Here is a 7725-nt window from a genome sequence, read left to right as displayed (position 1 = left end):
GGTCATCGTCAAGCTCCTATCCCAAACCCCCGACCCGCTCACGCTGGTCGGGGGTTTGTCTTTGCGCGCAAGAAATTCCACATACCCTAGATGGGCCTTTGCGATACGCTTGCTCAGAGTTATCTGGCTTGTTTGGCGCGATAGCAGCCCCTGTCCGATCAGAAGGAACGGAGTCTTTTCCGAGCATGAGCGAAATCAGCACAGCAAATACCCGTCGCACCACCAATTGGTCCGCCATCTGGATATTGCCTTTGATTGCCCTGCTGATCGGTGGCTGGTTGGCTTGGCGGGCCTATCAGCAGGCCGGTATCGAGGTCGAAATTTTCTTCCCTTCGGGCGAGGGTATTCAGGCCAACAAGACCGAGGTCATCTACAAGGGGATGACTATCGGGAAGGTTATCGGCATGGAGCTAGGTGACCGAGAGAATGAGCGCGGTGTGTGGGTTAGCCTGGAGATGGACAAACGGGTAGAGCCCCATCTGCTCAGCAACACGCGTTTCTGGCTGGTTAAGCCGAATGTGTCGCTTGCTGGTATCACCGGCCTGGAGACTCTGGTGTCCGGTAACTACATCACCGTGAGCCCAGGCGATGGGGAGCCGACCCGCAAGTTCGTTGCCCTTACCGAAGAGCCTCCTCTGGCCGACTCCACGCCCGGCCTGCACCTGACGCTCAAGGCTGATCGCCTTGGCTCCCTGAATCGCGATAGTCCGGTCTTCTACAAACAGATCCAGGTCGGGCATGTGAAGAGCTACCGGCTGACCGAGGACCAGAGCACGGTCGAGGTGAAGATATTCATCCAGCCCGAGTTTTCCAGCCTGGTGCGCAAACATACGCGTTTCTGGAATGCCAGCGGAGTGTCTATCGATGCCGGCCTGTCTGGCGTCAAGGTGCGGACTGAGTCTCTGGCCAGCATCCTTGCGGGAGGGATCGCCTTTTCGACTCCAGAACACCGCAAAGATAGCCCACCCACGGATCCTGCAATTCCCTTCCGCCTCTACGAGGATTACCAGGCGGCACAGGCCGGTATCAGGGTCAGTCTGAAATTGCAGGATTTCGATGGCCTTGAGCCGGGTCGAACGCCGGTTCTCTATAAGGGAACCCAACTGGGTACTCTCAAGACGATCAAGGTCAATGAAGATTTGTCGGGCGCCTCGGTAGAACTGATGCTCGATCCCCGCGCTGAGGACTACCTGACTGAAGGCGCCGAGTTCTGGATGGTCAAGCCGTCCATCTCGTTGGCGGGGATTACGGGTCTGGAGGCTTTGGTTAAAGGCAATTACATCGCAATTAAGCCCGGCGAGAAAGGCAAGCCAGCGGTGCGTGACTTCGTGGCCAGGTCCAAGGCTCCTCCGCTCGATCTGGCTGCCCCAGGTCTTCACCTGGTGCTATTCGCTGATAATCTGGGTTCTCTGGAGGTCGGCAGTCCCATCCTGTATCGCCAGGTGAAGGTGGGTACCATCCAGAGCTTCCAGCTCTCGCGCAACCAGCAGCGAGTGGTGCTTGGCGCGCATATTGAGCCCGAGTACGCCAACCTGGTGAACAGTTCGACACGCTTCTGGAACGCCAGCGGCGTAACGCTCAAGGGCGGTTTGTCGTCGGGAATCGAGGTCAAGAGCGAATCGCTGCAGACATTGATGGCAGGCGGTGTCAGCTTTGAAACGCCTAATCCGAAGGCCGCGGTCAATCGCAAGATCCAGCGCTTCACCCTGCATGCCGACCGCGACAGCGCGTTGCAGCAGGGCGTGGCCATTCAGATCAAGGCTACGACCGGTGACGGCATCAGCCCGGGCACGGCGATTCGCTACAAGGGGATAGATGTCGGCGAGATCGAGACGGTTGAGTTGACCGACGATCTGCAATCGGTGCTGCTCAACGCCCGCATCACCAAAGCCAGTGCGCGTATAGCAAGCGCGGGCTCGGAGTTCTGGGTGGTCAAGCCGGAACTCGGCTTGGTGCGTACGGCAAATCTGGAAACGCTGGTCAGCGGCCAGTATCTGGAAGTGCGGCCGGCGAACAAGGCGGGCAAGCCACAGCACTTTTTCGAAGTGCGCCAGGAGGTGCCTGCCGTGAGCGAGGCTCGCGAGCAAGGTCTGCACCTGGTACTGAGTGCTCCGCGCCGGGGCTCCATCAAGCCCGGGGTGTTGGTCAGCTACCGAGAAGTGCCGGTGGGCAAAGTAACCCGGTTCGAGTTGGGCCGGACTTCCGACACGGTGCTGATCCATGTGCTGATCGAGCCACGCTATGCGCCATTGGTCCGCAGCGGCAGCCGCTTCTGGAATGCCAGCGGCATTGGCGTGGATGCCGGACTGTTCAAGGGCGTGAAGTTGCGTGCTGAATCCTTGGAAGCCTTGCTGGAGGGGGGGATCGCCTTTGCGACACCGGATAACCCGCTGATGGGCGGTCCGGCTCAGCCAGGGCAGACGTTCGCTCTTTACGATGAGTCCCGCGATGAGTGGCTGAAGTGGGCGCCCAAGATCGTATTGGAGCAGTAGTCCGGTTCAGCTTGATTTAAGTCGGCTTGGTTATCTTGATTTCCGTCGAAAGCGATCACCCCTACGGAGAACCGAGATGAACAAGCTGACTACCCTTTTCGCCGCCACTGCCCTTGCCACTACCGCGGGCATCGCCCAGGCCCGTGACCTTGGGCCTGACGAAGCGCTCAAGCTGCGCGACGCCGGCACCATCCAGAGCTTTGAAAAGCTCAATGCTGCGGCCCTGGCCAAGCATCCGGGCAGCAAGGTCGAGGAGACCGAGCTGGAAGAGGAATACGGCCGTTACATCTACCAGGTGGAAGTGCGCGACGCTCAGGGTGTGCAGTGGGATCTGGAGCTGGATGCCGCAACGGGTCAGATCCTGAAAGACCACCAGGACGATTGATCCTCCCCCAATAACAAGGGCCGCATTAGCGGCCCTTGTCGTTTCTACTCCTGGAGCGCATCCGGGCCAGCTCAGGCCGGCTCGGCCTCCGTCACTGCGGCCTTGACCTGCTCGCGGCGCTTGATGAACTTCCAGTCCGCCTCGTCGATGTAGATGCCGTTCGGCCCGCTGCCGCCTTCCAGGTCGATGGCCACATGCGCCGAGACCTGCGGCTTCACCGAGGCGAGAATCGGCACGAAGCCCAGCTGCAGGCTGGTTTCGATCAGCGCCTGCTGGTTGCGCTCGTCGATGTCCGCCGCCTCGTCGAGGTAGTAGGGCAGGCGCACCTTGCCAGCCTGTTCGCGGTCCATCAGGTGCAGCAGCAGGTACATGTTGGTCAGCGCCTTGATGGTCATGGTGGTGCCGTTGGACGCCGCACCGTCGATGTCGGTGTGCATCACCGGCTGACCGCCGACCTTGGTGATCTCGAAAGCCAGCTCGAACAGGTCCTTGAGCCCCAGCTGGTTGCCGTTGGCCGCCACCAGGCGCGACAGGTAGTCCTTGGCTTCCTCGTTCTTGGCGTCCTGCTCGCTGCTCTGCTGTAGGTCGAACACCGACAGGGTCTCGCCTTCCTCGTACTGGCCGGCACTGTGGATGATCTGGTCGATATGCTTGAGCGCGTCTCGGTTGGGCGCCAGGACGATGCGGAAGCTCTCCAGGTTGGACACCTGGCGCTTGTTGATCTCGCGATTGAACAGCGCCAGCTGGTGTTCCAGGTTGTCGTAGTCGCTGCGGATATTGCGCAGGGTGCGGGCGATGTCGGTGACCGCGGCGCGACGGGCCTTGGCCAGAGTGAGGGCCTCGTCCTGACGATGCGCGTAGGCGTTGACCAGCAGTTGCAGGCGACGCTCCGGATCGTCCTCGCTGTCGAACTTGGCCACGCCCTTGAGACGTACCTGGGCATAGAGTGCGTCGATCTGGCCGTCGATGCGCTGCAGCGCCTGCCAGCTGTCCTGGTAGTCGTTGAGCAGCGGCAGCAGGTTCTCCAGTGAGTCGTCTACCGGCTCGGTGAACGGTGTGCCGAAGGGCAGGTCGGCCGGCAGCAGCTGGCGACGGCGCAGGGCGTCTTCCAGAGTGCGCTCCTTGGCTTCCAGGTCGGCCAGCTGGCGACCGATTAGCTGCAGCTTGGCGGACAGCTGCTGCACGCGCTCGGTAAAGGCATCGCTGGCACGCTTGAGTTCGTCCTGAGCGGCCTCGGCCTGAGCCAGCTGTTCCAGTTTGCTCGGCTCCTCGACGGCCAGGGTCTGGCTCTTGCGGAAGTCTTCCAGCGCTTTCTGCGCATCCAGCACGGCCTGATACAGCTGTTCGGCCTCGGCCTTGCTTGCCGCGCGGTCGTTGGCCACGGCCTGCTGGGTCTTCAGTTGCTTGAGCTCGCGCTCCAGGCGGTCCTTCTGGTCGCGCAGGGCGGCGCGGTCGGCCAGGGCCTGCAGGGCCGGTGGCTCGATATGCGAGAGGTCGATGGACAGTCCCGGCACGGCGAAGGTGTCGCCCTTGAAGCGATCCAGCACGGCCTCCACGGCCTTGACCCAGTCATCACCCTCGGCCTGGATGCCTTTCTCGCCGAGCGGCAGGCTGAACAGCTGGCCGTTGAACAAGCGCATCAGGCGGTCGACGTCCTGCTGGCTGAATTCTTCGCGCAGGCGCGAGTAGCTGTTGTTGTCGGCGTGGTCGAGCTGCTGCTTGACCGACTTCAGGCGCTTCTCCAGGTCGCGCAGGCGCTCGTCCAGGTCTTCGGCGGAGAACTGGCGCGATTGCGCCAGGGCGCCGGCCAGTTCGTCGTGGGCATCCTTGGCGGCGAGCAGCTGCTCTTCCAGGACCTTGGCGCTTTCGACAAGGGCGAAGCGGTTCTTCAGCACGCCCAGCTCACCGAGCCAGCGCTGGATCTCGCTGATCTCGCGCTCCAGACGCATCAGCTCGGCGGTGCCGCCACGCTGCTCGTTCTGCAGGCCGTCCTGCTCGCGCTTGTAGTGCTCGGCTTGGATCACCAGCTCCTCCTTGCGCGCGCCCGAGTAGTCCTGCCAGGCACCCAGCAGGTTGTCCAGCAGCGGCGAGATACGATGCAGCTTGCCGCGCAGCACCTCGCGCTGGGCCACGCCGCCGCTCAGGGCCTCGACCAGCGGGCCGGCGGCGACCAGGGCCTGGTAGTCCTGCTCCATGCGACGCACGTCGCGGAAGGCTTCCTCGGTGGCGGCGATATAGTCGACGCTGCCCGAACGCAGGCTGTGCTCGAAGGCATCGAGGAACAGCTGCTTCAACTTCGCAGCCGTAATCTCGCGCATATGCAGCAGGTTGATGAACAGCGCGCGGAAGGTCTTCAGGCTCTGCTCGCTGGTCGAGCGCAGCGGGATCAGCGTCAGGTCCAGCGGGATGCTGGTATGCCCGCCGACCAGCAGGCGGCGCAGCTCTTCCGGCTTCAGCTCGTAGGCGACGATGCCGGCCTGGCCGAGGTTCTTGAACAGCTCGCGTTGGCGCAGGCAGGTGCCGCCCTGCTGGTAGTGCTCCAGGTTCAGTTCGCCCTGGTAGGCGAAGAACTGGTGACCGAAGCCGCCACCCGGGCCGCGTCCGGCTACGCCGATCACATGGGGGCCATGGGGTAGGGCGACTTCCACCAGGATGTAGCTGGTGTCCGAGGCGAAGTAGAACTTGCGCGACTGCTCCAGGCTGTACTTGCCGAAGCTCATGTCCGACATGCGCGCGAGGATCGGGAACTGCAGCGCGTTGATCGAGGCGGATTTACCCAGGTTGTTGGCGCCGTACACCGACAGCGGGTTTTCCAGCGGGAAGATGCCGAGGCTGTAGCCGGCGGTGTTCAGCAGGGCGAAGCGGCGGATGCCGTAGCGTTCCTGGCTCATGCGTCGATCTCCTGGGCTTCACGTTCTTCGGCCATGGCGCGGGCCAGGGCCTCTTCCTCGGACTCGGCCGGCGCGGGTTCGGCTTCCTCCGGTTCGATGATCACGATGTCCTCTTCGGCATCCTCCACCACCAGTTCCGGGGTCGGCAGCGGCAGGTTGCTATGCAGGGTGGCGGCCAGGTCGCGGTCCTGCTGTACCGACAGGCACACGTCGAGGAAACGGTGCATCGGCGCGAGGAAACGGTACACACCGTTGTCCTCGCCGGCGAAGCCGAGCTGGGTGAGGCGGCGCATGACCTTCTCTTCCAGTTCTTCCTGGGTGGTGACTTCGGCCTGCAGGAACAGATCCTTGTACTTCTCCAGCAGCGCCGGCAGCTCGTCGCGGCCGAGGCTGCCACCGTCGAGCACGGCCAGCGGGTCGCGGCCCTGGTCGGCCAGGTGTTCAACCAGGATGAAGGTGAACAGCGCCAGGCGCTGGGCGGTCTTGTTCACCTGAGCGCCCATCTGCTCCGGCACGAAGTAGTAGAAGCCACGGCTGTCGCAGACCAGTTCGTAGCCGAGCGATTTGAACAGCGCGCGGTACTGGTCTTGCTGGTTGGACAGCTGGGTATACAGCTCCGGGCTGTTGCGGCTGATGTGGTAGCCCTTGAACAGCTCGCGGAAGATCGGCGCCAGCTGGGTGAGTTCTTTCAGGTCGATATTCATGCGGTGGTCCCGGCCGGCTTGATCAGGGCATAGGAGCTCAGGCTGACCTGATGCTCGCGGGTGAGGTAGTCGCGGCGCTCGAGGCGCTCGCGCTGGAAGCGGTTGTCACGCGACAGGCGCGAGAACCAGTAGAGCAGCTCGTCGGTGGCGCCTTCCGGCTCCTGCTCTAGCAGCCAGACCATCAGGTCCGGCAACGGCAGGGCCTGCTCGCAGCGCTCGATCATCTCGCGGGCGGTGCGTGGCGCCTTGGGCGCTGCGCCCTTGCGCGCGCCGCTGGCCTTGGGGAACTGGTTGGGCTTGGGCTGGAAGCGGGCCAGGGCGTAGACATAGCTTTCCACCTGGCTGGCGGTGCCGAGGAAGGTGCTCTGCGGGCGGCTGAACAGCGGCATCGAGGCCTGGGGCAGGGCGTCCAGACCCTTCTTGCGGATCACCGACAGCGCCAGCGCAGCGCCACGGGTCACGGCGTTGTGCCGACGGGCTTCCTCGCGCAGCGGCAGCAGCAGTTCGCGGGCCTTGCGCAGGGTCAACTGGGCGACGGTCTGCATTTCCAGAATGCGCGCGTGGGTGCGCAGCAGCAGGTCGTCGTCGACCAGCTGGCCGAGGCGCTGCTGTTCGCCGAGCAGGCGCAGCAGTACCTGTTCCACGCGGCGCACGCCCTGCTCGAAGGCGCCGTCGGCGGAAACCAGCTGGATCATCGGCTCGACGTATTCGTCCCAGGTCGCCAGCACTTCGGCATAGCGTTGGCGCAGCGGAATCTGCCGATCACTGGTCTTGGCCCGCTCGGCCACTCCGACCAGGGCCTGTTCGTCGTTGCCCAGTTTCTTGAGAACGTCCCTGACACGCATATCGAGCAAACGCAGCTGGCGGGCCAGGTCGTTGCCGTCGCGCACTTCGAAGGCGTCCTGGATGTAGCCGGCCAGGCGTTCCAGGTGGCGCAGGTAGGCCTCGATCTCCAGGCACAAACCCAAACGGTGCTCACGTCGCAGGTAGGCGAGGAAGTCGTGGATCTGTGCGTTCAGCTCGAAGCGGTTGGGGCTCTTGGCCACCGGCACCAGGATGTCCAGGCGAATCCACTGGTCGAGCAGGGCGGTGATATCGGCTGGACTGCCCTCGGGCAGTTGCGCGCCGAGCTGGTGGCGCAGTTCGATCAGGCTCAGGGTGCCGGTATCGAAGCGTTCGCAGAGCGGTTCGAGCAGCGTCCAGTGCTCGGCGAGGGCGCGCAGTACGCGCTTGGGATCGATCATCGCGACGCC

General features: G+C 63.4%; 5 protein-coding genes. 2 read left to right on the top strand and 3 right to left on the bottom strand.

The genetic code is table 11. From position 1 onward, the window contains the following. Window positions 1-185: 185 nt before the first annotated feature. The gene (locus AYB31_RS16730) at window positions 186-2492 is read left to right on the top strand and encodes a PqiB family protein (protein WP_068829843.1); all 2307 of its coding nucleotides are present in this window, start codon (window positions 186-188) and stop codon (window positions 2490-2492) included. Between the two features lie 76 nt (window positions 2493-2568). Next, window positions 2569-2877 (top strand): PepSY domain-containing protein, encoded by a 309-nt coding sequence (locus AYB31_RS16725; RefSeq protein WP_068829842.1) that lies wholly within the window; start codon window positions 2569-2571, stop codon window positions 2875-2877. 71 nt (window positions 2878-2948) lie between these two features. Here AYB31_RS16725 and mksF read toward each other — a convergent pair whose 3' ends face one another. Genes mksF through mksB form a run of 3 tightly spaced genes read right to left on the bottom strand, consistent with a single transcriptional unit; the run spans window position 2949 to window position 7716 of the window. Beyond that, on the bottom strand, window positions 2949-5768 hold the full coding sequence (gene mksF, locus AYB31_RS16720; protein WP_068829841.1) for an Mks condensin complex protein MksF: 2820 nt from the start codon (window positions 5766-5768) through the stop codon (window positions 2949-2951). After that, the gene (gene mksE / locus AYB31_RS16715; protein WP_068829840.1) at window positions 5765-6472 is read right to left on the bottom strand and encodes an Mks condensin complex protein MksE; all 708 of its coding nucleotides are present in this window, start codon (window positions 6470-6472) and stop codon (window positions 5765-5767) included. The genes mksF and mksE overlap by 4 nt, the downstream gene beginning before the upstream one ends. Next, window positions 6469-7716 (bottom strand): Mks condensin complex protein MksB, encoded by a 1248-nt coding sequence (mksB, locus tag AYB31_RS16710; RefSeq protein WP_162493011.1) that lies wholly within the window; start codon window positions 7714-7716, stop codon window positions 6469-6471. The genes mksE and mksB overlap by 4 nt, the downstream gene beginning before the upstream one ends. Between the last annotated feature and the right edge of the window lie 9 nt (window positions 7717-7725).

It is taken from the genome of Pseudomonas sp. BMS12 (assembly GCF_001592875.1).
Classification (GTDB): Bacteria; Pseudomonadota; Gammaproteobacteria; order Pseudomonadales; family Pseudomonadaceae; genus Aquipseudomonas.
The sequence above is the reverse complement of the archived record's forward strand: the minus strand, read 5'-3'. Positions and strand labels throughout refer to the sequence as shown.